Source organism: Rhizobium yanglingense (genome assembly GCF_977109285.1).
This window is the reverse complement of the sequence record NZ_CDSAWY010000002.1, coordinates 321,569-343,697: the sequence shown is the minus strand read 5'-3', so window position 1 is coordinate 343,697 and position 22,129 is coordinate 321,569. Positions and strand designations below refer to the sequence as shown.

Annotated in this window: 19 protein-coding genes; 6 read left to right on the top strand and 13 right to left on the bottom strand. The window is 60.2% G+C overall.

What is annotated here, in order from left to right; all coding sequences use genetic code 11:
- Positions 1–65: 65 nt before the first annotated feature.
- The 4 genes from ACW4PC_RS02885 (at position 66) to ACW4PC_RS02870 (ending at position 3,941) form a co-directional block, all read left to right on the top strand.
- On the top strand, positions 66–1,358 hold the full coding sequence (locus ACW4PC_RS02885; protein ID WP_455872769.1) for a DNA polymerase IV: 1,293 nt from the start codon (positions 66–68) through the stop codon (positions 1,356–1,358).
- A gap of 129 nt (positions 1,359–1,487) precedes the next feature.
- Positions 1,488–2,726, top strand: coding sequence for a L,D-transpeptidase family protein (locus ACW4PC_RS02880; protein ID WP_455872768.1), 1,239 nt, complete (start codon positions 1,488–1,490; stop codon positions 2,724–2,726).
- A gap of 186 nt (positions 2,727–2,912) precedes the next feature.
- Positions 2,913–3,377, top strand: coding sequence for a hypothetical protein (locus ACW4PC_RS02875; protein ID WP_455872767.1), 465 nt, complete (start codon positions 2,913–2,915; stop codon positions 3,375–3,377).
- A gap of 57 nt (positions 3,378–3,434) precedes the next feature.
- Positions 3,435–3,941, top strand: a complete 507-nt coding sequence (locus ACW4PC_RS02870) for an HIT family protein (protein ID WP_455872766.1) — start codon at positions 3,435–3,437, stop codon at positions 3,939–3,941.
- A 23-nt stretch (positions 3,942–3,964) separates the two neighbouring features.
- On the opposite strand, the gene dnaE is transcribed toward ACW4PC_RS02870, so the two are convergent.
- Positions 3,965–7,447, bottom strand: a complete 3,483-nt coding sequence (gene dnaE / locus ACW4PC_RS02865) for a DNA polymerase III subunit alpha (protein ID WP_455872765.1) — start codon at positions 7,445–7,447, stop codon at positions 3,965–3,967.
- 306 nt (positions 7,448–7,753) lie between these two features.
- Here dnaE and ACW4PC_RS02860 point away from each other — a divergent pair, with 306 nt between their 5' ends.
- On the top strand, positions 7,754–8,332 hold the full coding sequence (locus tag ACW4PC_RS02860) for a hypothetical protein (protein ID WP_455872764.1): 579 nt from the start codon (positions 7,754–7,756) through the stop codon (positions 8,330–8,332).
- A 71-nt stretch (positions 8,333–8,403) separates the two neighbouring features.
- Positions 8,404–8,868 carry a DUF5680 domain-containing protein gene (locus ACW4PC_RS02855; protein WP_455872763.1) on the top strand — a complete coding sequence of 155 codons (465 nt, stop codon included), beginning with the start codon at positions 8,404–8,406 and terminating at the stop codon, positions 8,866–8,868.
- Here ACW4PC_RS02855 and ACW4PC_RS02850 read toward each other — a convergent pair whose 3' ends face one another.
- From ACW4PC_RS02850 to ACW4PC_RS02795, 12 genes are all read right to left on the bottom strand, one after another.
- Positions 8,869–9,552 (bottom strand): ABC transporter ATP-binding protein, encoded by a 684-nt coding sequence (locus ACW4PC_RS02850; protein WP_455872762.1) that lies wholly within the window; start codon positions 9,550–9,552, stop codon positions 8,869–8,871.
- Positions 9,553–9,567: 15 nt separating this feature from the next.
- Positions 9,568–10,875 carry a lipoprotein-releasing ABC transporter permease subunit gene (locus ACW4PC_RS02845; RefSeq protein WP_455872761.1) on the bottom strand — a complete coding sequence of 436 codons (1,308 nt, stop codon included), beginning with the start codon at positions 10,873–10,875 and terminating at the stop codon, positions 9,568–9,570.
- 17 nt (positions 10,876–10,892) lie between these two features.
- A complete protein-coding gene (proS, locus tag ACW4PC_RS02840) occupies positions 10,893–12,215 on the bottom strand; it encodes a proline--tRNA ligase (RefSeq protein WP_455872760.1) in 1,323 nt (440 codons plus the stop codon).
- 592 nt (positions 12,216–12,807) lie between these two features.
- Positions 12,808–13,083, bottom strand: a complete 276-nt coding sequence (locus tag ACW4PC_RS02835; protein ID WP_455872759.1) for a DUF1467 family protein — start codon at positions 13,081–13,083, stop codon at positions 12,808–12,810.
- Between the two features lie 123 nt (positions 13,084–13,206).
- The gene (mce, locus tag ACW4PC_RS02830) at positions 13,207–13,611 is read right to left on the bottom strand and encodes a methylmalonyl-CoA epimerase (RefSeq protein WP_455872758.1); all 405 of its coding nucleotides are present in this window, start codon (positions 13,609–13,611) and stop codon (positions 13,207–13,209) included.
- A 3-nt stretch (positions 13,612–13,614) separates the two neighbouring features.
- A complete protein-coding gene (locus tag ACW4PC_RS02825) occupies positions 13,615–15,285 on the bottom strand; it encodes a ribonuclease J (RefSeq protein ID WP_074067428.1) in 1,671 nt (556 codons plus the stop codon).
- A gap of 8 nt (positions 15,286–15,293) precedes the next feature.
- Positions 15,294–16,058, bottom strand: coding sequence for a biotin--[acetyl-CoA-carboxylase] ligase (locus ACW4PC_RS02820; RefSeq protein ID WP_455872757.1), 765 nt, complete (start codon positions 16,056–16,058; stop codon positions 15,294–15,296).
- Positions 16,058–17,503 (bottom strand): NADH-quinone oxidoreductase subunit NuoN, encoded by a 1,446-nt coding sequence (gene nuoN, locus ACW4PC_RS02815; protein ID WP_455872756.1) that lies wholly within the window; start codon positions 17,501–17,503, stop codon positions 16,058–16,060. Before nuoN ends, ACW4PC_RS02820 begins: the two co-directional genes overlap by 1 nt.
- Before the next feature lie 18 nt (positions 17,504–17,521).
- Positions 17,522–19,033, bottom strand: coding sequence for an NADH-quinone oxidoreductase subunit M (locus tag ACW4PC_RS02810; RefSeq protein WP_455872755.1), 1,512 nt, complete (start codon positions 19,031–19,033; stop codon positions 17,522–17,524).
- Positions 19,033–21,033, bottom strand: a complete 2,001-nt coding sequence (nuoL, locus tag ACW4PC_RS02805) for an NADH-quinone oxidoreductase subunit L (RefSeq protein ID WP_455872754.1) — start codon at positions 21,031–21,033, stop codon at positions 19,033–19,035. Before nuoL ends, ACW4PC_RS02810 begins: the two co-directional genes overlap by 1 nt.
- Before the next feature lie 7 nt (positions 21,034–21,040).
- On the bottom strand, positions 21,041–21,349 hold the full coding sequence (gene nuoK / locus ACW4PC_RS02800) for an NADH-quinone oxidoreductase subunit NuoK (protein ID WP_039844563.1): 309 nt from the start codon (positions 21,347–21,349) through the stop codon (positions 21,041–21,043).
- A 24-nt stretch (positions 21,350–21,373) separates the two neighbouring features.
- On the bottom strand, positions 21,374–21,988 hold the full coding sequence (locus tag ACW4PC_RS02795; RefSeq protein WP_455872753.1) for an NADH-quinone oxidoreductase subunit J: 615 nt from the start codon (positions 21,986–21,988) through the stop codon (positions 21,374–21,376).
- Positions 21,989–22,129: the final 141 nt, after the last annotated feature.

The window sequence follows — 22,129 nt, the reverse complement described above, 5'->3', positions numbered from 1 at the left end:
GGTCTCTTGAAGACTCGGAAGTTTAAAGCGTAGTCTCACAATGTTCAATCTTTGTTCTCACCACGATGACCCTCACCCCTGACAAGACGCCCGGCTTCTGTCGCGACTGCCTTGCCGAGCAGAAGGGCGAGGCGCGCCGCTGCATGGCTTGTGGCAGCCCGCGCCTCGTGCGGCACAAGGAACTCTATGATCTGACCCTCGCACATATCGATTGCGACGCGTTCTATGCGGCGGTGGAAAAGCGCGACAATCCGGAGCTCGCCGACAAGCCGGTCATCATCGGCGGCGGCAAGCGCGGCGTGGTGTCCACTGCCTGTTACATCGCCCGCATCCACGGTGTTCGCTCCGCCATGCCGATGTTCAAGGCGCTGGAGGCATGCCCGCAGGCGGTCGTCATCCGTCCCGATATGGAGAAATACATCAAGGTCGGCCGCGAGGTCCGCACCATGATGCAGGAGCTGACGCCGCTTGTGCAGCCGCTTTCGATCGATGAGGCATTCCTCGAACTCGGCGGCACCCAGCGCCTGCACCATGACCCGCCGGCCCGCACACTCGCGAAATTCGCCCGTCGAGTGGAAAAGGAGATCGGTATCACGGTTTCCGTCGGGCTGTCCTACTGCAAGTTCCTCGCCAAGGTGGCCTCAGACCTGCAGAAGCCGCGCGGCTTTTCCGTCATTGGCCGCGAAGAAGCCGTGGCGTTTCTGGCGCCGCGCCCGGTGACGACGATCTGGGGCGTGGGCAAGGCTTTCGCGGCAACGCTCGAAGCGAATGGCATCCGCACAATCGGACAATTGCAGACGATGGAGGAAACGGACCTGATGCGCCGCTACGGCAGTATCGGCCAGAGGCTCGCGCGCCTTTCGCGCGGCATCGACGACCGCGAGGTTCACCTCAACGATCCGGCAAAGAGCGTCTCCTCGGAGACGACCTTCTTCGACGATATTTCACGCCATGACGAGCTGGTGCCGATCCTGCGCAGTCTCTCCGAGAAGGTCTCCTGGCGGCTGAAGAAGAGCGGCATTGCCGGCAATACCGTCGTCTTGAAGATGAAGACGGCGGACTTCAAGTCCCGCACGCGCAACCGTAAGCTGGAAGACCCGACGCAGCTTGCCGACAGGATTTTCCGGACCGGCATCGAGCTTCTGGAAAAGGAAACGGACGGCACGAAATTCCGCCTGATCGGCATCGGCGTCACCGACCTTTGCGACCCGGCGCGCGCCGACCCGCCGGACCTCATCGACCAGCAATCCACGCGGCGCGCGGCGGCGGAAACCGCGATGGACAAGCTGCGCGAGAAATTCGGCAAGAAGACCGTGGAGACCGGCTATACGTTCGGCAGCGGCAAACGCGACGGATAATCGGGCAATCGCAAGTACACGGCTGCTGTGGCGGCCAAAGATCACGCCGATCCAACGACGAACGCTCAAGCCTTCCTTAAGCATCGTGCCGTAATATGAAGGACAAGTATTGCGTATTGGTTGGCTCACATGTTCTCGCGTTTTGTTTTCGGCCTCGGCTTGCTGTCGGCGACCGCACTCGTGCATCACCCGGCCTTTGCGGTGGATGCCCGCACCCTGCAAATCTTTGTTTCCAAGGACAAGCAGTCGCTTGTCGTCTATGACGGCACAGAAGTGATCGCGACCTCGAAGGTGTCAACCGGCAAGGCCGGCCACACGACACCGAACGGTATCTTTTCCGTTCTCGAAAAAAAGAAATACCACGAGTCCAACCTCTACTCGGCAGCTCCGATGCCGTGGATGCAGCGACTGACCTGGTCTGGCATCGCGCTTCATGAATTGAATTCCGTGCCGCGCTATCCGGCCTCCCACGGCTGCGTGCGCATGCCCGCCGCCTTTGCCAAGCAACTCTACAAGATGACGGATCTCAGCGTGCCGGTCATCATCAGCGATGCCGAAGTGGCGCCCGAGCCGATCGCGCATCCAAATCTCTTCCGTCCGGATCTGCCGGAACCGCCACTGCTGCTTTCGGATGCGGAACTGCGCCCGGCGATCGGCGAAAACCGCGGAGAGCCTGTTCAGTTGGCGATGAACAGCGCCGCGCCACCGCCCGTCGCGCAGGTCGCGGCACCGGAAAACACCGATCCGATCCGCATTCTCATCTCCCGGCGCACCGAGCGCGAGACGGTGATCGATATCCAGACCTATCTCAACCAGCTGGGTTTCTCGACGGGCACACCTGACGGCCTTGTCGGCACGGCCACCATTCAGGCCATCAACACCTTCAAGGCGCTGCGGCCTGCACAATTCAAAGGTGACAAAGCGCTCGTCAGCGACACTCTCCTAAGGGAAGTTTACGCTGCGGCAGGCAAGGGCGAGCCGCCGAACGGCATTATCATGGTGCGGCAGGATTTCATGTCGGTCTTCGAAGCGCCGCTGACGATCGACAATCCACGGCAGGCACTTGGCACGCATTTCTTCGCGCTGCACGCCGTCGACGCCAAGAACGGCAAGGCCGACTGGCTCGGCGTAACGCTCAAGAACGACCTTTCCAGGCAGGCAATGAAGCGGCTCGGGATCGTCGCCAACGAGAGTTCGATCGTGACCGGCACGCCGATCGCCAACGCGCTCGACCGCATCACGATACCCGACGAAACACGCCGCCGGATCGGCGGCATGCTGGCGGCAGGCTCGACTTTGACGATTTCCGACACCGGCATCGGCCCGGAGACCGGCGCCGGCACGGATTTCATCACAATTACGCGCTAGAGCGCAAACTCATCGATGGCTGGCGGCACGGCCGTCGTACCGGCAGCCCTTTTGCAGTCGGTTCCGGCACCGCCTAATTGCAATCTCGTCGCAATCAATGAAATACTGGTTGCATGATAGAGCGATTCATTTGGAACGTTCGATCAACCAAGTGGTGGGCCTGATCGAAAATGGAACTGCTCACGCATGTATGTCCTGAAACACGGCATCAAGAAAAATCCTGAAAAGCGGTGGGCGCTGCCTGACCGTATCTTCTTTGGCTATGGCGCCTGCCACATCCTTGCCGGTGTCTTCCTTCAGCGTCCGCCGCTCGAAGGTTTCCATGCTGAGCGGATCATTCCGAACGAGGGTTTTGCAGGAGGCCATATGTATGTGACGAACGGCATCATCGCCTTCGATTATCACGGCTATTCCGGGCGCGAACGGCTTCTGGAACACCATCGGAAGGGGTGGGCATCTCGTAATCCCGGGTGGGGCTGCGCGATCGAGAAAGTCGATTTCGATCCGCTCAGCACGCCCGAGTTAAATCATCGCAAGATGCTGGGTCCCGATCAGTATCTGCATGACCCGATCCCTCGGGCATGCAACTTCATTGACCGCAGAGACCACACGCAGGATGCGGCGAAGGCGCTCAAAACAACCTTCGCTTAAAATCGAAAGGCAGCGCAAGAAAATCTTGATTTATACGCATGGTCCTTGATGTTCAGCATGAGCAAACGCCAGCCGTTCAATCTCGAAGCCTACCTGCGCGATATAGCGACAAGGCCCTGTTTTATCTGCGGGCTGGTGAGCGGAGATCCTGCGTTCTTCCATCATCGCATTTTCGAGGATGAGGAGACAATTATCTTTCTCAGTAAGTATCCAACGTTGCCCGGATACTGTTTGGTTTCCCCAAAGAAACACCGCGAAGACTTGGCTCAGGATCTTTCGACCGAAGAATACCTGCGATTGCAAGGGCATATACACCTCTTGTCTCGGGCGCTGAAAAAAGCATTCAACGCTGAAAGAATCTACGTTCTTTCACTCGGCAGCCAGCAAGCCAACAGCCACCTCCATTTCCATGTCGTTCCTCTGCCTGCAGGCGTACCCCTCGAAGAGCAACAGTACCACGCGCTCATGGCCGAGCATGGCGTGCTGCAGATTCCCGCAGGCGAGATGGCACGGCTAGCGGCGCAGATCACCCAAGCCTTTCTTCAGGAACGGGGCGTTCCCTGATTCTGGTTCAGGCAGTTCACGACCTAGACAAGCTCGACATCGACGATGCCGGGGGCGGCGCGCAAGGCGGCGGCAATTTCCGGTGTGATGCGGTATTTTTGCGGCAGTTCGACCTCGACCTCGCGCTTGCCGTCCTCCTTGATGACGATGAAGGAAACGAGGCCGTCGCCCTTGGCGTTCAGGTGCGCCGCAACGGCGCGCAGAGGACCGGAATCGCGGACATAAACGCGTAGCGACTTCTGCATCTGCAGCGACTTTTCCTCGAGCGACTGGATCGTCTGCAAGCGCAGACCGACGCCTTCCGGCCGCTCCTCGCCGGTGGCGGTTAGCACAAAGGACTTCCCGGGTTCCAGCACGTCGCGGTACTGGTTCAGCATTTCGGAGAACAGCACAGCTTCGAACTGTCCGGACGAATCCGAAAAGACGATGATGCCCATCTTGTTGCCGGTGCGCGTCTTGCGCTCCTGCTTCGAAATGACAGTCCCGGCAAGCCGGGCATTGGTTGCGCCCTGCTTCACGGCGGCGGAGAATTCCGCAAAGGTCTGGACCCGCATCTTCTGCAGGATATTGTTGTAGCTGTCGAGCGGGTGCGCCGTCAGGTAGAAGCCCAACACCTGGAACTCCTTGAGCAGTCGCTCGGAAGCGAGCCAGGGCGAAAACGGCGGCAGCGCGATTTTCTCCGGCCCGGACGACAGCGCGCCGCCGAAGATATCCGACTGGCCGCTCAGCTTATTTTCCTGCGCGCGCTGGGCATAGCCCAGAATGCGATCAAGGCCGGCTGCGAGCTCTGCGCGATCCTGGCCGAAGCAATCGAAGGCGCCGGCATAGATCAGGCTTTCCAGCACGCGCCGGTTGACCTGGCGCGGATCGATGCGCAGGCAGAAATCCTCGATGCTGGCAAAAGCCTCGTCGCCGCGTACCTCGACAATGTGATCGACGGCATTTTCGCCGACGCCCTTCAACGCCGCCAATGCGTAATAAATGCGGTTGTCGCCGGTTTCAAATTGGCGGAACGAGCTTTGAACCGAGGGTGCGATGACCTCGATGCCGAGGCGCTTGGCATCCTGCCGGAAATCGTTGACCTTATCGGTGTTCGACATATCGAGCGTCATCGACGCGGCCAGGAACTCGACCGGGTAATGCGCCTTCATATAGGCCGTCTGATAAGAGACGATAGCGTAGGCGGCGGCGTGCGACTTGTTGAAGCCGTAGTTTGCGAACTTTGCCAGCAGTTCGAAAATGTTGTCGGCTTGCGGCTTCGACACGCCGTTTCTGATGGCACCGTCGACGAAGCGTTCGCGCTGCTGGTCCATTTCCGCCTTGATCTTCTTGCCCATGGCGCGCCGCAGAAGATCGGCTTCGCCGAGCGAATAGCCGGACAGGACCTGGGCGATCTGCATCACCTGTTCCTGATAGACGATGACGCCCTGTGTCTCCTTGAGCAGGTGATCGATCATCGGATGGATCGACTCGACCTCTTCTTCCCCATGCTTGCGGGCATTGTAGGTCGGGATGTTTTCCATCGGGCCTGGGCGATAGAGGGCGACGAGGGCGATGATGTCCTCGATGCAGTCCGGCTTCATGCCGATCAGCGCCTTGCGCATGCCGGCACTTTCCACCTGGAACACGCCTACCGTTTCGCCGCGAGAGAGCATCTCGTAGGTTTTCTTGTCATCGAGCGGGATCGCGGCGAGGTCCACCTTGATGCCGCGTTTGGCCACGAAATCGACCGCAACTTTCAGTACCGTCAGCGTTTTCAGGCCGAGGAAGTCGAACTTTACGAGGCCGGCCTGCTCGACCCACTTCATGTTGAACTGGGTGACCGGCATATCGGAGCGCGGGTCGCGATACATCGGAACCAGCTTCGAGAGCGGCCGGTCGCCGATGACGATGCCGGCGGCGTGCGTCGAGGCGTGGCGGTAAAGGCCCTCGATCTTCTGGGCGATATCGAGCAGGCGCGCCACCACGGGCTCCTTCGCTGCCTCCTCCTGAAGCTTCGGCTCCTCCTCGATCGCCTTGGAGAGCGGCGTCGGATTGGCCGGATTGTTCGGCACCAGCTTGCAGATCTTGTCGACCTGGCCGTAAGGCATTTCCAGCACACGGCCGACGTCGCGCAGGGCAGCGCGCGCCTGCAGCGAACCGAAGGTGATGATCTGCGCCACCTGTGCGCGGCCGTATTTCTGCTGCACGTAGCGGATCACCTCTTCGCGGCGGTCCTGGCAGAAGTCGATGTCGAAGTCGGGCATCGAGACGCGTTCCGGATTGAGGAAACGTTCGAAGAGCAGCGAAAAGCGCAGCGGGTCGACGTCGGTGATCGTCAGCGCATAGGCGACGAGCGAGCCTGCACCGGAACCGCGGCCGGGGCCAACAGGGATATCATGCTGCTTTGCCCATTTGATGAAGTCCGCAACGATCAGGAAGTAGCCCGGAAACCGCATGCGCTCGATGACGCTGAGTTCGAATTCCAGCCGTTCGCGGTAATCCTTCTCCTCATAGCCGGGCGACATGCCGAGCGTCGAAAGGCGCATGTCGAGGCCCTCCTCCGCCTGCCGGCGGAGCTCCAGCGCTTCGGCGCGTTCGGCCTCCTCGGGATCGTCGGTGGCGCCGGTAAAGCGCGGCAGGATGGGCTTACGGGTCTTGAGGACGAAGGAGCAGCGGCGGGCGATCTCGACCGTGTTTTGCAGCGCTTCCGGCAGATCGGCAAAGAGTTTCGCCATCTCGGCGCGGCTCTTCAAATAGTGGTCCGGCGTCAGGCGGAAACGGCTGTCGTCCGAGACGATGGCGTTATGGGCAACGGCCATCAGCGCATCATGGGCATCATAATCGTCGCGCGTCGGGAAGAAGGCTTCGTTGGTCGCCACCAACGGCAGATCGTGCTCATACGCAAGCCCCACGACCTTCTGCTCATGGCGCTTGTCATAGGTTCCGTGGCGCTGCAACTCGATATAGAGCCGGTCTGGGAAGAGGCGCTTCAGGGCAAGCAGCCGGGTTTGCGCCTGCGCGGCATGACCCTGCTTCAGTGCCACATCGACGGGACCGCCAAGCGCACCGGTCAGCGCGATCAGCCCTTCGGTTCCGGCCTCTTCCAGCCAGGACGCCCTGATATGAATAGCCTGGTTGTCGTCGCCGCCGAGATAAGCGCGGCTGACGAGATCGACGAGCCGCTCGTAGCCTGCCGCGGTCGCGGCAAGCACGACGATCGAGGGCAGCTTGGCCAGCGCCTGCTGACCGCCGCGCCTTTCTGTCTCCAGGCCGTCCATGTCGATCGACAGCTGGCAGCCGATGATCGGCTGTAGCCCCTCTTCCATCGCCTTTTGCGAAAATTCGAGAGCGACGAACAGATTGTTGGTGTCTGTGATGGCGATCGCCGGCTGGCTATCGCCCGATGCCTTGTAAAGGATCTTCTTCAGCGGCAGCGCGCCTTCAAGGAGCGAATAAGCCGAGTGGACACGCAGATGCACGAAACCCGGCGTACCGCCGACGAAGCCGCTCTCCGCATCCGCCATTTCATACCCTTCCAATCGCCCGAATGAATCGGTTTGCATTGTCGGTGTTGATGACAGCGATGTCCAGAAGCAGTCCCTTGGGCGGACCGCATGAAAGTGATGCGGTCCCCTGGAAAATTACAGTGCCATGAGGATCAACGAAAAGCTGGCAACGAACATTGCAATGGAGGTGAATGCTGCGATATCACGGATCATGTCAGTCATCTGGCTCTCCTTTACTCGTTATGTTTCCAATTTGTTCCGCTATTGTTCTGTTGTCAACAGGAATCATTTGCGCATAGTTAACGGCGGAACCGGAGGAGAATCATGAGGGCTGTCATCGCATTCATCGCCATTTTCGTCGCAACGGCGACGTCGGCTGCGGAGATAGACCCTGGCGCCATCGTCGATGGCGCGACGGGAGACTGGAACGGCGACGGCAAGCTGGATCTGGCTATCCTCGTCGCACCGGCCGATGCGGAGACAAAAGGGCAGATCGGCATCTACATCTATCTGCGCGACGCCGACCACGAACTCCTCAGGCTTTCGGCAAGCGCGCCCAGCAAGATCTGGGGCAGCACGGATGCAGACGGCGTTTTCGGCCAAGAACCCACGATCAAGGCTGCCGGCAAATCCTCCATTGCAGTCCATTCCCGAAACAGCGCGATCGGCCGCGAGCGCTGGGATCTGACGCTGACACTTGCCTACCGCAACAAGCAATTTGTTGTCGCCGGCTACACCTACAATCACTACGACACGCTCGATCCCAATGCCGGCGGTTCATGCGACTACAATGCGCTGACGGGCAAGTTGCAGAAGAACGGAAAGGACGTGAAAGCCGCGCCGCGCGTGATCACCATCGAGCAGTGGAGCGACGAAACCGGTCAATCGATCTGCGGCCAATAGTCGCCAGTTCTCATTTTGTTCTTTACAGGCATACGTTTTTGGGAAAGCTTCGGCGCGGGAGGCCGAGAGCCATGAATCTTGCTGCATTGAACGGCTTCATCGTCGAAGCGAAGGCAAATACCTATGTCGGCGGCGGGAGAAAGCTAGACGCCTGCCGCAGCGGATCGCACGACATCGGCTACGAGCGCGGAGAATGGCGCTATCTCGACAGCTATTTCGGCGGAACGGATTTCGCCGGACAAGAAGTCGTGTGGCTGGGCGGCGAGCCCGTCTGGGTGATGAACTATTTCGGCCGCATTGTCGAGCCGACGCTGATCGATGGGGAAAAGGCAGGCGCCGTCATCAAAGCCGCGCTTTCGACGATGTATGCCGAATACAGTCGCTTCCTGGGCGGCATGGAATTCGAGCATGCCTTCGGCTTTTATGCCGACCACAGCACCGGCGATTGCGATCACTTCAGCGGACGGGAAATGATCATCGTTGCAGAGCGGAGAGCCTACGAGCTGGACTACCGAGGCGGCCTCATCCGTCCCTAATCAGAACTCGACAACCTTACCGTCGCTGATGGTCACGCGACGGTCCATGCGGCCGGCGAGTTCGTGGTTATGCGTGGCGATCAGCGCTGCAAGACCGGATTGGCGGACGAGCGCCTCCAGCGCATCGAACACGTAGCTCGCGGTCTCGGGATCGAGGTTGCCGGTCGGCTCGTCGGCGAGAAGCACGGTCGGCGCATTGGCAACCGCGCGCGCAATCGCGACCCGCTGCTGCTCGCCGCCCGAAAGCTCGCCGGGACGATGGCTGGCGCGGTGGCCGATGCGCATATAGTCGAGCAGCTGCTTTGCGCGTTCGCCCGCCTCCTTTCGCGCCAGACCGGCAATCATCTGCGGCATCATGATGTTCTCGAGGGCCGAAAACTCCGGGAGGAGATGGTGGAACTGGTAGACGAAGCCAATCTCGCTCCGGCGGATCGCCGTGCGCTTCTCGTCGGTCAGCCCTTCGCAGACTTGACCGTTGACGATGACTTCGCCGCCGTCGGGATGCTCCAGCAGGCCCGCGACATGCAGCAGCGTCGATTTGCCGGTGCCCGAAGGAGCGACCAGGGCGACGATCTCGCCGCTGTGGAGGGTAAAATCTGCGCCCTTCAGAATGGTGAGCACGGTATCGCCCTGGCCATAGTGACGCTCGACGCCGGAAAGCTTGAGAACGACGTTCCGTTTCATTGAAATCAGCATTCCTTATTCGTAGCGGAGCGCCTGCACCGGATCGAGCCGCGAGGCCCGCCAGGCGGGGAAAATGGTCGCGAGAAAGGAGAGCGCCAGCGCCATGACGACGACAGAGACCGTCTCGCCGAGACTCATCTCGGCCGGCAGCTGGCTCAGGAAATAGAGCTGCGGATTGAAGAGCACGGTGCCGGTGACCCAGGAGAAGAACTGGCGGATCGACTCGATGTTGATGCAGACGACGACGCCGAGCAGCACGCCGGCAATAGTGCCGACGATGCCGATCGCAGCACCGGTCATGAAGAAGATGCGCATGATGGCGCCGGACGTCGCGCCCATAGTGCGCAGGATGGCGATATCACTGCCCTTGTCCTTCACCAGCATGATCAGGCCGGAGATGATGTTCAGCGCCGCGACCAGAACGATCAGCGTCAGGATCATGAACATCACATTGCGCTCCACCTGCAGGGCGGAAAAGAACGTCTGGTTGCGCTGGCGCCAATCGGTGATGGCGATCTGACGGCCTGCCGCTTCCTCCACCTTGGGGCGGAGATTGTCGATATCGTCGGGATTGTTGGCGAAAAGCTCGATCGACTGAACGAGGCCCCCGGCGTTGAAATAGAGCTGGGCCTCCTCAAGCGGCATATAGATAATCGCCGCGTCATATTCCGACATGCCGATCTCGAAGATGCCGGAGACCGTGTAGGATTTGACGCGCGGATTGATGCCCATCGGCGTCACGTCACCTTCCGGTGAAATCAGCGTGATGGTGTCGCCTGCCTGCAGACCGAGCTGCTCCGCCATGCGCGAACCTACGAGAACGCCCTGACCCGAAGCGAATCCGACGAGGTCTCCGGACTTGATATTGTCGGAAACCGTCTTGAGCTTGGTCAGGTCTTCGGCGCGGATGCCGCGCACCAGCGCGCCGGTTCCGGCACCCGCCTGGCCCGACGCCAGCGTCTGGCCCTCGACCAGCGGCAGCGCCATCCTGATGCCGGGCACCGCCGCGAACCTGTCGGTCAACGCCGCATAGTCGGTAAAAGGTCCGTCCACCGGCTGCACGATCATATGGCCGTTGATGCCGAGAATGCGCGAGATCAGCTCGGTGCGGAAACCGTTCATGACCGCCATGACGATGATCAGCGTCGCAACGCCCAGCATGATGCCGACGAAGGAAAAGCCGGCGATGACCGAGATGAAGGCTTCCTTGCGGCGGGCGCGCAGATAACGCCACGCCACAAGGCGTTCGAAGGCGGAAAATGGCCTGACCGCCGGACCGAAGCCGGATTTCGAACCCCGCTGGTCCACCGCCGCATCTGCCATTTCGCCTCCGTTCGGCCTTACGCCAAGAGCTTGTTGATCGCCGCGTCGATCGTCATCGTTTCGCGGGCACCGGTCTTGCGGTCCTTGAGTTCCACTTCGCCGTTCGCGACCGCGCGCGGGCCGGCGATGATCTGCATCGGTATGCCGATCAGGTCGGCGGTGGCGAATTTCGTTCCGGCGCGATCATCGGTATCGTCATAGAGAACGTCCTTGCCGGCCTTCGAAAGCGCCGCGTAGATCTTCTCACAAGCTGCATCGCAAGCGCCATCGCCCGCCTTCATGTTGATCACGAGCGCATCGAACGGCGCAACAGAAGCCGGCCAGATGATTCCGTTGTCGTCATGCGATGCTTCGATGATGGCGGGAACAAGGCGCGTCGGCCCGATACCGTAGGAACCCATGTGAACAGTGTGCTCCTTGCCATCTGGCCCCTGCACCTTGGCGCCCATCGGCTCGGAATATTTCGTGCCGAAATAAAAGATGTGGCCGACTTCGATGCCGCGCGCCGAAAGACGCTCGGTTTCCGGGATGGCGTTGAATGCTGCTTCGTCGTGCATCTCCGAGGTGGCTGCATAGACAGAGGTCCACTTGTCGAAAATCGCATTCAGGCCGGCGGCATCGTCGAAATCGGTATCGGCCGGCGGGATATCGAAATTGACGAAATCCTTGTGGCTGTAAACTTCCGATTCGCCGGTCTCCGCGAGAATGATGAATTCATGGCTGAGATCGCCCCCGATGGGACCGGTGTCGGCGCGCATGGGAATGGCACGCAGCCCCAGGCGGTCGAAGGTGCGCAGGTAGGCCGTGAACATCTTCTTGTAAGAGTGCTCGGCGCCTTCACGCGTCAGATCGAAGGAATAGGCATCCTTCATCATGAACTCGCGCGAGCGCATGGTGCCGAAACGCGGGCGGATCTCGTCGCGGAACTTCAGCTGGATGTGATAGAGGTTCAGCGGCAGATTCTTGTAGGACTTGACGTAGGAACGGAAGATATCCGTCACCATCTCCTCATTCGTCGGTCCATAGAGCATCGGCCGGTCCTGGCGGTCCTTGATACGCAGCATCTCCTTGCCATAGGCGTCGTAGCGCCCGCTCTCCTGCCAGAGCTCGGCGGACTGCAGCGTCGGCATGGAAAGCTCGATCGCGCCGCTACGATTTTGCTCCTCGCGGATAATGGAGTTTACCTTGTCGAGAACGCGCTTGCCGAGCGGCAGCCAGGAATAAATGCCCTGCGACTGCTGGCGGATCATGCCGGCGCGCAGCATCAGCCGGTGGGAGACGATTTCCGCCTCCTTGGGGTTTTCCTTGAGAATGGGCATGAAATAACGGGACAGACGCATGACGGATTCCAAAGCAGTTGGGATTCCGCTCTCAGGCGGAATCGACGGCGATCGTTGATATCGGGAGCGTCATAACCGCTTCGCGGCCGGAAAGAAACCCGCGTGACGCGCGAGCAGCCTATCGTAGACGCAAGTTTGCGGCCGAAAAATGCCTATGCGAAAAAAAGCGGGCATTTCTAAAGGTTTGCATCAAAATCTTGTCAACAGGTATTTTTTTCTCAAGTGTAGTAAAAATGCAAAAAAAGCTGATGACAAAGCTTAATCTTTGAGCTAGCTTTAGCTCACAAAACAGGCAGGGAGATTAAATTCCTGTCGAATTCGCGGTCAAGTCTTGGGAGGATCAGATCTTAGGCGCGCTCGTCGCAGCCCCGGTAACGGTTACAGATCACGCGATACTTAAAACAAGGCTTTCAGCCTTGTTTTTTTTTGGTTTTTCCAGCCTAACTCGACGCACAAAAGCCCTAAGTCTTACCTTACGGCAAGGCGTCATGCCGTTACGTGAGTTCTCTGCGTCATTTCCCTGACGCCCGTATGACAGCTCCGGCTTTCCGGCAAGTTTGCATATGCTCAAAGATTGAGCAAAAGCTCCATTTCATCGGAAGCTCGGACCAATCTGCGGGAGGGCGTCGAAACCCCAGCCGAAATAGGTCGAGGAGATATACCAGGCGCCATAGACGACCGCCGAAACGATGGTCGTCAGGGAGAAGGTGAAGAGCGCCCGAAAACGCGTCGGCGCGCTCGGAACGGTGCCGAGAACCACATCATTGTCCTCCGCCTGCGTGCGCAGGCCGATCGGCAGCACGGCAAAAAGCGTGATCCACCAGACGATGAAATAGACGGCAAAGCCCTGTAGAAAAATCTGCAGCATTTCTGTGTCCCGAGACGCCGTTGCAAACATTGCAACAGACGCGCTTATAGAGCGGAATGGTGGATAGCTCAAATCCCATATCCGGATGCTTCCGGCAGTCAGGTCACTCTGCCGCAGCCTGCCTCAGACTTGTTCCAGCTCGATCAGTGTGCCGAAGAAGTCCTTCGGATGCAGGAAGAGCACCGGTCTTCCGTGGGCGCCGGTTTTCGGCTCGCCGCTGCCAAGCACCCTCGCGCCCGATTTCGCGAGTTGATCGCGCGCCGCAAGGATGTCCGAAACCTCGTAGCAGATGTGATGCATGCCGCCGGAAGGGTTCTTTTCAAGAAAGGCGGCGATCGGCGAATTTTCGCCGAGCGGCTCCAGCAGTTCGACCTTGGTGTTCGGCAATTCGACAAAGACGACGGTGACGCCGTGTTCAGGTAAAGCTTGCGGCTGCGAGACCCTGGCACCCAGCGTATCGCGGTAGCCTGCCGTTGCTGCGGCAAGGTCGGGGACGGCGATGGCGATGTGGTTGACGCGGCCAAGCATCGATCAGACCTTTGTGATGAACGCCGTGACTATCGGCTTCTTGCCCCAGGTCTGGTTTGCCGCAGCGCGGACCGCGCGGCGCACCGCTTCCTGCATCATGTCGAGGTCCTTGCGGCGGGCGCGCGGGATGCTCTCGATTGCGCCGACGACGGCATCGAAGAGCGTGTCCTCCATCTCGTCGCCCTCGTCGTCATAGACCGGCAGGCCGATGGCCACGAGATCGGGATCGCCGACGATGTCGTAGCGGCTGTCGATCACGAGGTTGACCGCGACATGGCCGACATAGGAGAGCTTCTTGCGCTCGCCGATCCCCATCTCGTCGAAATCGCCGATGAGCATGCCGTCCTTGTAGATGCGTCCGTGCGGCGCCTCGTCGATGACCTCGACCGGACCGGGCGCAAGCCGCAGAATATCGCCGTTGCGCACCCGCGGCACGATGCCGATACCGGATTGTTCCGCCAGTTCCTTGTGAGCTGTCAGATGCGTCGCCTCGCCGTGCACGGGCACGACGATCTTCGGGCGTGTCAGCTCGTACATCTTCTGGAGCTCGTTGCGGCGCGGATGGCCGGAGACGTGAACCAGCGCTTCGTTGTCGGTGATGACGTGCACGCCCTGCTCGGTGAGGCCGTTCTTGATATCCTGGATCGCCTTCTCGTTGCCGGGGATCGCGCGGGAGGAGAAGACGACGATATCGCCGGCGGCGAGTGCGACGTTGCGCATCTCGTCGCGCGATAGCTTAGCAAGCGCTGCGCGCGGCTCGCCCTGACTGCCGGTCAGGATGACCACGACCTTGTCGCGCGGGATATAGCCGTATTCGTCCTCGGAGATGAACGGTTTGACGCCTTCCATCAGTCCGATCTCGCGTGAGACATCGACGACGCGCTTCAGCGAGCTTCCGAGCAGCAAGACTTCGCGGCCTGCGGCTTCAGCGGCCTCGGCAATGGTGCGGATACGGCCGACATTCGAGGAGAAACTGGTGACCGCCACGCGGCCTTCGGCATTCTCGATGATCCTGCTCAGGCTTTCCGAAACGTCCTTTTCGGACGGCGAAACGCCGTCGCGAAGCGCATTGGTGGAGTCACACATCAGCGCTAACACGCCCTCGTCGCCGAGCTGGCGGAAGCGGGTCTCGTCGGTCAGCGGTCCAAGCGAGGGCTCGTGGTCGATCTTCCAGTCACCGGTATGGATCACATTGCCGAGCGGCGTGCGGATCATCAGCGACATCGGCTCGGGGATCGAGTGATTGACAGCCACGCCCTCAATGCTGAAGGGACCAGCATTGATCGTATCGCCAGCCTTGAAGATCGTCACCGGCACTTCGCCGATCGCATCCTTCTCGAAATTGCGCTTGGCTTCCAGCAGGCCCGCGGTGAACGGCGAGCCGTAGACGGGAACATTCAGGCCCGGCCAGAGGTCGGCCAGTGCACCGTAGTGATCCTCATGCGCATGCGTGATGATGATCGCCTTGAGGTTCTTGCGCTCGGCAGCGAGAAAGCGGATGTCGGGCAGCACCAGATCGACGCCCGGAAGATCCGGACCCGGGAAGGTGACGCCGCAATCGACCATGATCCACTGGCGGTGATCTGCCGGGCCGTAGCCGTATAGCGCGAGATTCATGCCGATCTCGCCGACACCGCCCAAAGGCAGAAATACCAGTTCGTCCTGCTTAGCCATAAGCTCCACTATCCAAAAAATACATCCCCGGCGGCAATCTGCATCATCTTGCCCGTGCCGGTTTCGAGCATCAACAAGCCATTATCATCAATCCCGGCGAATTGTCCGGAAATAGAGCGGTCCGGCAGATTGACCGTGATCTTCTCGCCGATGCCGCAGGCGACATCCCGCCAACGGGCGGTGATCTCGCGAACGCCTCGTCCTTCGTTCCAAATATCGAGCACCTCTGCCATCGAAGCGAAGAGATGGGCGAAGAGTTCCTCGGGGGCGGCGGTACTTCCCTCTTGGCGCAGACAGGTCACCGGGTAGAGTGGATTGTCGGGCATGAGGGCGACGTTGATGCCGATCCCGATCACCAGCGCGTAGCGCTCATCTGCAAGCTTTTCACCTTCGACGAGGATTCCGCAGGTCTTCCTGCGGCCGATCAGGATGTCGTTCGGCCACTTCACCTCGAGCGGTGCTGCGCAAGGCGGCAGAACCATGCGAATTGCCTGATGCACGGCAACGGCGATTGCCAGCGGAAGCGACGAAAGGCGCTCCATCGGTGCCGGATCGATCAAGAGAAGGGAAGCGTAGAGATTGCCCCGTTCCGAAGCCCACGCGCGGCCGCGGCGGCCGCGGCCACTGGTCTGCTTTTCCGCAGTCACCCACAGGAAACCATCGTCCCCTGCCCTGGCGCGGGCAAGGCATTCGCTGTTGGTGGAGGATGTTTCCGACAGCGCCTCGTGCCGGAAATCGCCGAGCGATATCCGGCGCCGCACGGGAAACATCATCAAAAGAGCGTCGCAGCCGCGAGCTCGGCCGCACCGCCGATCGGGCCGCCGATGACGACATAGGCAAGAACGAACAGGCCGGAAAGGCCGAAGACGAGGCGAAGCGGGCCGGAAACGCGGGCAAACTCATCCGTCGCTTCATCAAACCACATCAGTTTGATGACACGCAGATAATAGTAAGCCCCGACGACCGACGCGAGAACGCCGATGATGGCGAGCGCATAGAGCTTGGCTTCGATGGCAGCGACGAAGACGAAGTACTTCGCGAAGAAGCCTGCAAGCGGCGGAATGCCGGCGAGCGAGAACATCAGGGCCGTCAGCACCGTCGCCATGAAGGGGTTCGTGCTGGAAAGGCCGGCGAGATCGTCGACAGCTTCGACGACCGTGCCGTCCTTGCGGCGCATCGACATGATGATCGCGAAGGAGCCGAGCGTCATGACCATATAGATGACCATGTAGAGCATCACGCCCGTCACGCCGGTCTGGTTGCCGGCGGCAAGCCCGACGAGCGCATAGCCCATGTGACCGATCGAGGAGTAGGCCATCAGACGCTTGATGTTCCGCTGCCCGATGGCGGCGAAGGCGCCGAGCAGCATCGAAGCAATCGAGATGAAGACCACGACCTGCTGCCAGTCGGCAATGACCGGCTGGAAGGCGGTGATGACGATGCGCGTCATCATGGCCATGGCCGCAACCTTCGGCGCGCTTGCTAGAAAGGCGGTGACCGGGGTCGGCGCACCTTCGTAAACGTCCGGCGTCCACATGTGGAAGGGGACCGCCGAGATCTTGAAGGCGATGCCCGCGAGGATGAAGACCAAGCCGAAGACCAGGCCAAGCGAGCGGGCACCTTCGGCGGAAAGCGCCTGGGCGATATCGTCGAAATGCGTATGGCCGGTGAAGCCGTAGACCAACGACATGCCGTAAAGCAGCAAGCCCGAGGAAAGCGCGCCGAGAACGAAATACTTGAGGCCCGCTTCGGTGGACTTCAGGTTCTCCCGGTTGATCGCCGCCACGACGTAGATCGCCAGCGATTGCAGCTCGAGACCGAGATAGAGCGCGATCAGGTCGTTTGCCGAGATCATCAGCAAGATGCCGAGGGTGCAGAGCACGAGCAGGACCGGGAACTCGAACTTGTCGAGCTGGTTTTCCCTGGCAAGACCGATCGACATGAAGAGCGCTGCGAAGGAGCCGACGAGCGCGGTGATCTTCATGAAGCGGGAGAAACCGTCCGCCTGGTAGACGCCGCCGTAAGCGAGGCCAAAGCCCGGCACGAAGATCAGCCACAGCGCGGAGGCCGCAAACAGGATCAGCGCCAGAACGCTCACCATACGGCCCGACCGCTCGCCCGCAAAGACGCCGATCATGAGCAGGACAAGGGCGCCGACCGCGAGGATGATCTCCGGCGCGGAAAGATGCAGGCTTGCGAGAATGGTTTCAGCGGTCATGTCCAAAAAGTCCCGTCATCAATTCATCGACAGCGCAACGTCGTGCGCAGCGTTTACGGCGGCCGTATAGTTGTTCACCAGCATATCCACGGAGGCGGCCGTCGCATCGAAGACCGGCGCCGGATAGACGCCGAAGAAGATCGTCAGTGCCACCAATGGATAGAGGATCAGTTGCTCGCGCGGCGAAAGATCGAGAAGCGCCTTCAGCTTTTCCTTTTCCAGCGCGCCGAAGATCACGCGGCGGTAGAGCCACAGAGCGTAGGCTGCCGACAGGATCACGCCGGTTGCGGCGAAGAGCGCTACCCAGGTGTTGACGCGGAAGACGCCCATCAGCGTCAGGAATTCGCCGATGAAGCCCGAGGTGCCCGGAAGGCCGACATTCGCCATGGTGAAGACCATCAAGGCGACGGCATATTTCGGCATGTTGTTGACCAGGCCGCCATAGGCCACGATCTCGCGGGTATGGGTGCGGTCATAGACGACGCCGACGCAAAGGAAGAGCGCGCCCGAAACGATGCCGTGCGACAGCATCTGGAAGATCGAGCCCTGCACGCCCTGCATGTTCGCCGCGAAGACGCCCATGGTGACGTAGCCCATGTGGGCAACCGACGAATAGGCGATCAGCTTCTTGATGTCGTCCTGCATCATCGCGACCAGCGAGGTGTAGATGATGGCTATCACCGACAGGGCGAAGACCAGCGGCGCGAAGAAATCGGACGCGACCGGGAACATGCCGAGCGAGAAGCGGATGAGGCCGTAACCGCCAAGCTTCAGCAGCACGCCTGCCAGGATGACGGACCCGGCCGTCGGTGCCTGGACGTGCGCATCCGGCAACCAGGTGTGAACCGGCCACATCGGCATCTTCACCGCAAAGGAGGCGAAGAAGGCAAGCCACAGCCAGGTCTGCATGGCAGGCGGGAACTTGTAGGCGAGCAGCGCGGAAATATCCGTCGTGCCGGCCTGCCAGTACATCGCCATGATGGCGAGCAGCATCAGTACCGAACCGAGCAGCGTGTAGAGGAAGAACTTGTAGCTTGCGTAAACGCGGTCCCTGCCACCCCAGACACCGATGATGAGGAACATCGGAATGAGACCCGCTTCGAAGAAGACGTAGAAGAGCACGATATCGAGCGAAACGAAGACACCGACCATCATCACTTCAAGGATGAGGAAGGCGATCATGTATTCCTTCAGGCGCTTTTCGATGGAGAGCCAGCTCGCCAGAATGCAGAAGGGCATGAGGACCGTCGTCAGGACGACGAACAGCATCGAGATGCCGTCGACGCCGACATGATAGCCGATGCCCGTGCCGAGCCAGCTATGCTTCTCGACCATCTGGAAGCCCGGATTCGCATTGTCGAAACCGATCCAGATGAACAGCGAAACGATGAACGTGACGATGGTCGTGATCAACGAGATGTTGAGCACGTTGCGTCTGCCGCTCGGGCCGTTTTCGCTCATCAGCAGCAGAAGCACCACGCCGACGAGCGGCAAGAAGGTGACCGTTGAAAGAATAGGCCAATCGGTCATCAGAAGGAACTCCCGAGCATCATCCAGGTAACGAGTGCGGCAATGCCGATCAGCATCGCGAAGGCATAGTGATAGAGGTAACCGGTCTGCAGGCGCACGACGCGATTGGTGACGTCGACGACGCGGGCGGCAACGCCGTTCGGGCCGTAAGCGTCGATGACGCCGATATCACCCTTCTTCCACAGGAAGCGGCCGAGCGCCTTGGCGGAACGGACGAAGAGGAAATCGTAGAGCTCGTCGAAGTACCACTTGTTGAGCAGGAACTGGTAAAGCACGCGGTGCTGCTGCGCGAGAACGCGCGGCGTCGAGGGCGACTTGATATACATGTACCAAGCCGTCACGAAGCCGAGAAGCATCGCGATGAACGGGCTCAGCGCCACCCACGCCGGCACGTGGTGGAATTCTTCCAGCAATTCGTTCTCGGCGCCGGTGTAGAGCGCGCCTTTCCAGAACTCGGCATAGTGGTGGCCGTAGAAATAGCCCTCGAACAGGACACCCGCGAGAACCGCGCCGGCCGCCAGAAGATAGAGCGGCACGAGCATGACCTGCGGCGATTCGTGGACATGGTGCATTACCTCGTGCGAGGCACGCGGCGTGCCGAAGAAGGTGAGGAAGGCAAGACGCCAGGAATAAAAGCTCGTGAACAGGGCCGCGATCACCAGAAGCGTGAAGGCGAAGCCTGCAACCGGTGAATGCGAGGCGTAGGTCGCTTCGATAATCACGTCCTTCGAGAAGAAGCCGGCGAAACCGACCGGCGTGAACGGAATGCCGACGCCGGTCAGCGCCAGCGTGCCGATCGTCATCATCCAGAAGGTGACCGGGATGTGCCTACGAAGGCCGCCCATGTAACGCATGTCCTGCTCGCCGTCGACGGCATGGATCACCGAGCCGGCGCCGAGGAAGAGCAGCGCCTTGAAGAAGGCGTGTGTGAAGAGGTGGAAGATCGCCGCACCGTAAGCCCCGACGCCGAGCGCCACGAACATGTAGCCGAGCTGCGAGCAGGTCGAATAGGCGATGACGCGCTTGATGTCGTTCTGCACGAGACCGACGGTCGCCGCGAAGAAGGCGGTGATCGCGCCGATCATGGTGACGAAGACCAGTGCATCGGGCGACAATTCGAAGAGCGGCGACATGCGGGCGACGAGGAAGACGCCGGCGGTGACCATGGTCGCGGCATGGATGAGTGCCGAAACCGGCGTCGGGCCTTCCATAGCGTCCGGCAGCCAGGTATGCAGCAGGAACTGAGCGGACTTGCCCATCGCGCCCATGAAGAGCAACAGGCAGATGCCGGTCAGCGCATGCGCCTTGTCGAGCTGCATGCCGAAGAGGTTAAGTACGACTTCACCCGCGGATTCGGTTCCCTCATGCGGCGCGAAGCTCGAGGCATTGGCGAAGATCGTGTCGAGGTTGATCGAACCGAATAGAACGAAGATGCCGGCAATACCGAGCACGAAGCCGAAGTCGCCGACGCGGTTGACGACGAAAGCCTTGATTGCGGCGGCGTTTGCCGACGGTTTCTTGTACCAGAAACCGATGAGCAGATACGAAGCCAGACCCACGCCTTCCCAGCCGAAGAACATCTGGGCGAGGTTGTCGGAGGTCACCAGCATCAGCATGGCGAAGGTGAAGAGCGAGAGATAGGCGAAGAAGCGCGGACGATGCGGATCATGGTGCATGTATCCGATCGAGTAGATATGCACCAACGTCGAGACCGTGTTGACGACGATCAGCATGACGGAGGTGAGCGTGTCGACGCGCAGCGACCAGGAGACGTCGATGCCGCCGGACTGGATCCAGCGCAGGACCTCGACCTTGATCGGCCCGCCTTCGAGATGCCCCATGCCGACGGTGACGAAGACGTACCAGGACAGGACGGCAGCGACGATCATCAGGCCGCAGGTGACGTATTCCGATGCCTTGGCGCCGATCGCACGGCCGAAGAGGCCGGCAATGATCGCGCCGATCAAGGGAAGAAAGACGATAGCCTTATAGAGGAACATGAGCCACTCAGCCCTTCATCATATTAACGTCTTCGACCGCGATCGAGCCGCGGTTGCGGTAGAAGACAACCAGAATTGCAAGACCGATCGCCGCCTCAGCCGCGGCAACCGTCAGAATGAACAGTGCAAAGACCTGGCCGACGATGTCGTTCAGGAAGGACGAAAAGGCGACCATGTTGATGTTGACCGCAAGCAGGATGAGTTCGACCGACATCAAGATGACGATGACGTTCTTCCGGTTGAGGAAGATGCCAAAAATGCCGATCGTGAGGAGAATGGCGCTAACCGTCAGGTAATGGGAAAGACCGATGACCATGTTCTTTGTTCCTTGTCCCTGCCTTTAGAGGCCCTGCCCCGGCTTGACCGTGATCACCTCAACGGCAGTTGCGGGCGTGCGGGCGACCTGTCTTGGAATGTTCTGCCGCTTGATGTTGGTGCGGTGCCTCAGCGTCAGCACGATCGCACCGATCATCGCGACAAGAAGCACCAGGCCGGCGATCTGGAAGAAGTAGACGTAGTTCGTATAGAGCACGTCGCCGAGGGCGGCGGTATTGGTGCGCTCGGTAATGGCCGGGATCGGCATCGCGACGGTCTTTGCGACTTCCGGAGAGATCACGCTGCCGCCGACAACGACGATGAGTTCGGCCGCAAGAACCAGACCGATCAGGCCGCCGATCGGGGCGTATTCAAGAACGCCCGCGCGCAGCTCCGTGAAGTCGATATCGAGCATCATGACCACGAAGAGGAAGAGGACCGCGACTGCGCCGACATAGACAACGAGCAGGATCATCGCCAGGAACTCGGCGCCGAGCAGCAGGAAGAGGCCTGCGGCATTGAAGAAGGTCACGATGAGGAACAGAACCGAATGAACCGGATTCTTCGCCGAGATGACCATGAACGCCGACGCTACCGCGACAAAGGCGAAAAGATAGAAAAATAGAGCCTGCAGACCCATGTTGGTGCCTTTTTCATCTTCCCCCGGGCAGCCGGGAGTTTCCCTGCCCGAATGGAGCTTGGCGTGACGTCAAGCCCGCAAAGCTCCGGTGCATGTTGACCGCGGGAGGCGAGTGCCCGCCGCGCGGCATTTCAAATTCCA

Excerpts from the sequence above, each read along its gene's own strand:
- ACW4PC_RS02845 (WP_455872761.1), bottom strand. The coding sequence starts at position 10,875 with ATGGCAGATGCGGCGGTGGACCAGCGGGGTTCGAAATCCGGCTTCGGT.
- ACW4PC_RS02880 (WP_455872768.1), top strand. The coding sequence starts at position 1,488 with ATGTTCTCGCGTTTTGTTTTCGGCCTCGGCTTGCTGTCGGCGACCGCA.
- ACW4PC_RS02850 (WP_455872762.1), bottom strand. The coding sequence starts at position 9,552 with ATGAAACGGAACGTCGTTCTCAAGCTTTCCGGCGTCGAGCGTCACTAT.
- ACW4PC_RS02875 (WP_455872767.1), top strand. The coding sequence starts at position 2,913 with ATGTATGTCCTGAAACACGGCATCAAGAAAAATCCTGAAAAGCGGTGG.
- ACW4PC_RS02810 (WP_455872755.1), bottom strand. The coding sequence starts at position 19,033 with ATGACCGATTGGCCTATTCTTTCAACGGTCACCTTCTTGCCGCTCGTC.
- ACW4PC_RS02870 (WP_455872766.1), top strand. The coding sequence starts at position 3,435 with ATGAGCAAACGCCAGCCGTTCAATCTCGAAGCCTACCTGCGCGATATA.
- mce (WP_455872758.1), bottom strand. The coding sequence starts at position 13,611 with ATGCTTGGCCGCGTCAACCACATCGCCATCGCCGTCCCCGACCTTGCC.
- nuoK (WP_039844563.1), bottom strand. The coding sequence starts at position 21,349 with ATGGTCATCGGTCTTTCCCATTACCTGACGGTTAGCGCCATTCTCCTC.
- ACW4PC_RS02835 (WP_455872759.1), bottom strand. The coding sequence starts at position 13,083 with ATGCTGCAGATTTTTCTACAGGGCTTTGCCGTCTATTTCATCGTCTGG.
- ACW4PC_RS02860 (WP_455872764.1), top strand. The coding sequence starts at position 7,754 with ATGAGGGCTGTCATCGCATTCATCGCCATTTTCGTCGCAACGGCGACG.
- ACW4PC_RS02795 (WP_455872753.1), bottom strand. The coding sequence starts at position 21,988 with ATGGGTCTGCAGGCTCTATTTTTCTATCTTTTCGCCTTTGTCGCGGTA.
- ACW4PC_RS02820 (WP_455872757.1), bottom strand. The coding sequence starts at position 16,058 with ATGATGTTTCCCGTGCGGCGCCGGATATCGCTCGGCGATTTCCGGCAC.
- nuoN (WP_455872756.1), bottom strand. The coding sequence starts at position 17,503 with ATGACCGCTGAAACCATTCTCGCAAGCCTGCATCTTTCCGCGCCGGAG.
- ACW4PC_RS02855 (WP_455872763.1), top strand. The coding sequence starts at position 8,404 with ATGAATCTTGCTGCATTGAACGGCTTCATCGTCGAAGCGAAGGCAAAT.
- proS (WP_455872760.1), bottom strand. The coding sequence starts at position 12,215 with ATGCGTCTGTCCCGTTATTTCATGCCCATTCTCAAGGAAAACCCCAAG.
- ACW4PC_RS02885 (WP_455872769.1), top strand. The coding sequence starts at position 66 with ATGACCCTCACCCCTGACAAGACGCCCGGCTTCTGTCGCGACTGCCTT.
- ACW4PC_RS02825 (WP_074067428.1), bottom strand. The coding sequence starts at position 15,285 with ATGGCTAAGCAGGACGAACTGGTATTTCTGCCTTTGGGCGGTGTCGGC.
- nuoL (WP_455872754.1), bottom strand. The coding sequence starts at position 21,033 with ATGTTCCTCTATAAGGCTATCGTCTTTCTTCCCTTGATCGGCGCGATC.
- dnaE (WP_455872765.1), bottom strand. The coding sequence starts at position 7,447 with ATGGCGGATGCGGAGAGCGGCTTCGTCGGCGGTACGCCGGGTTTCGTG.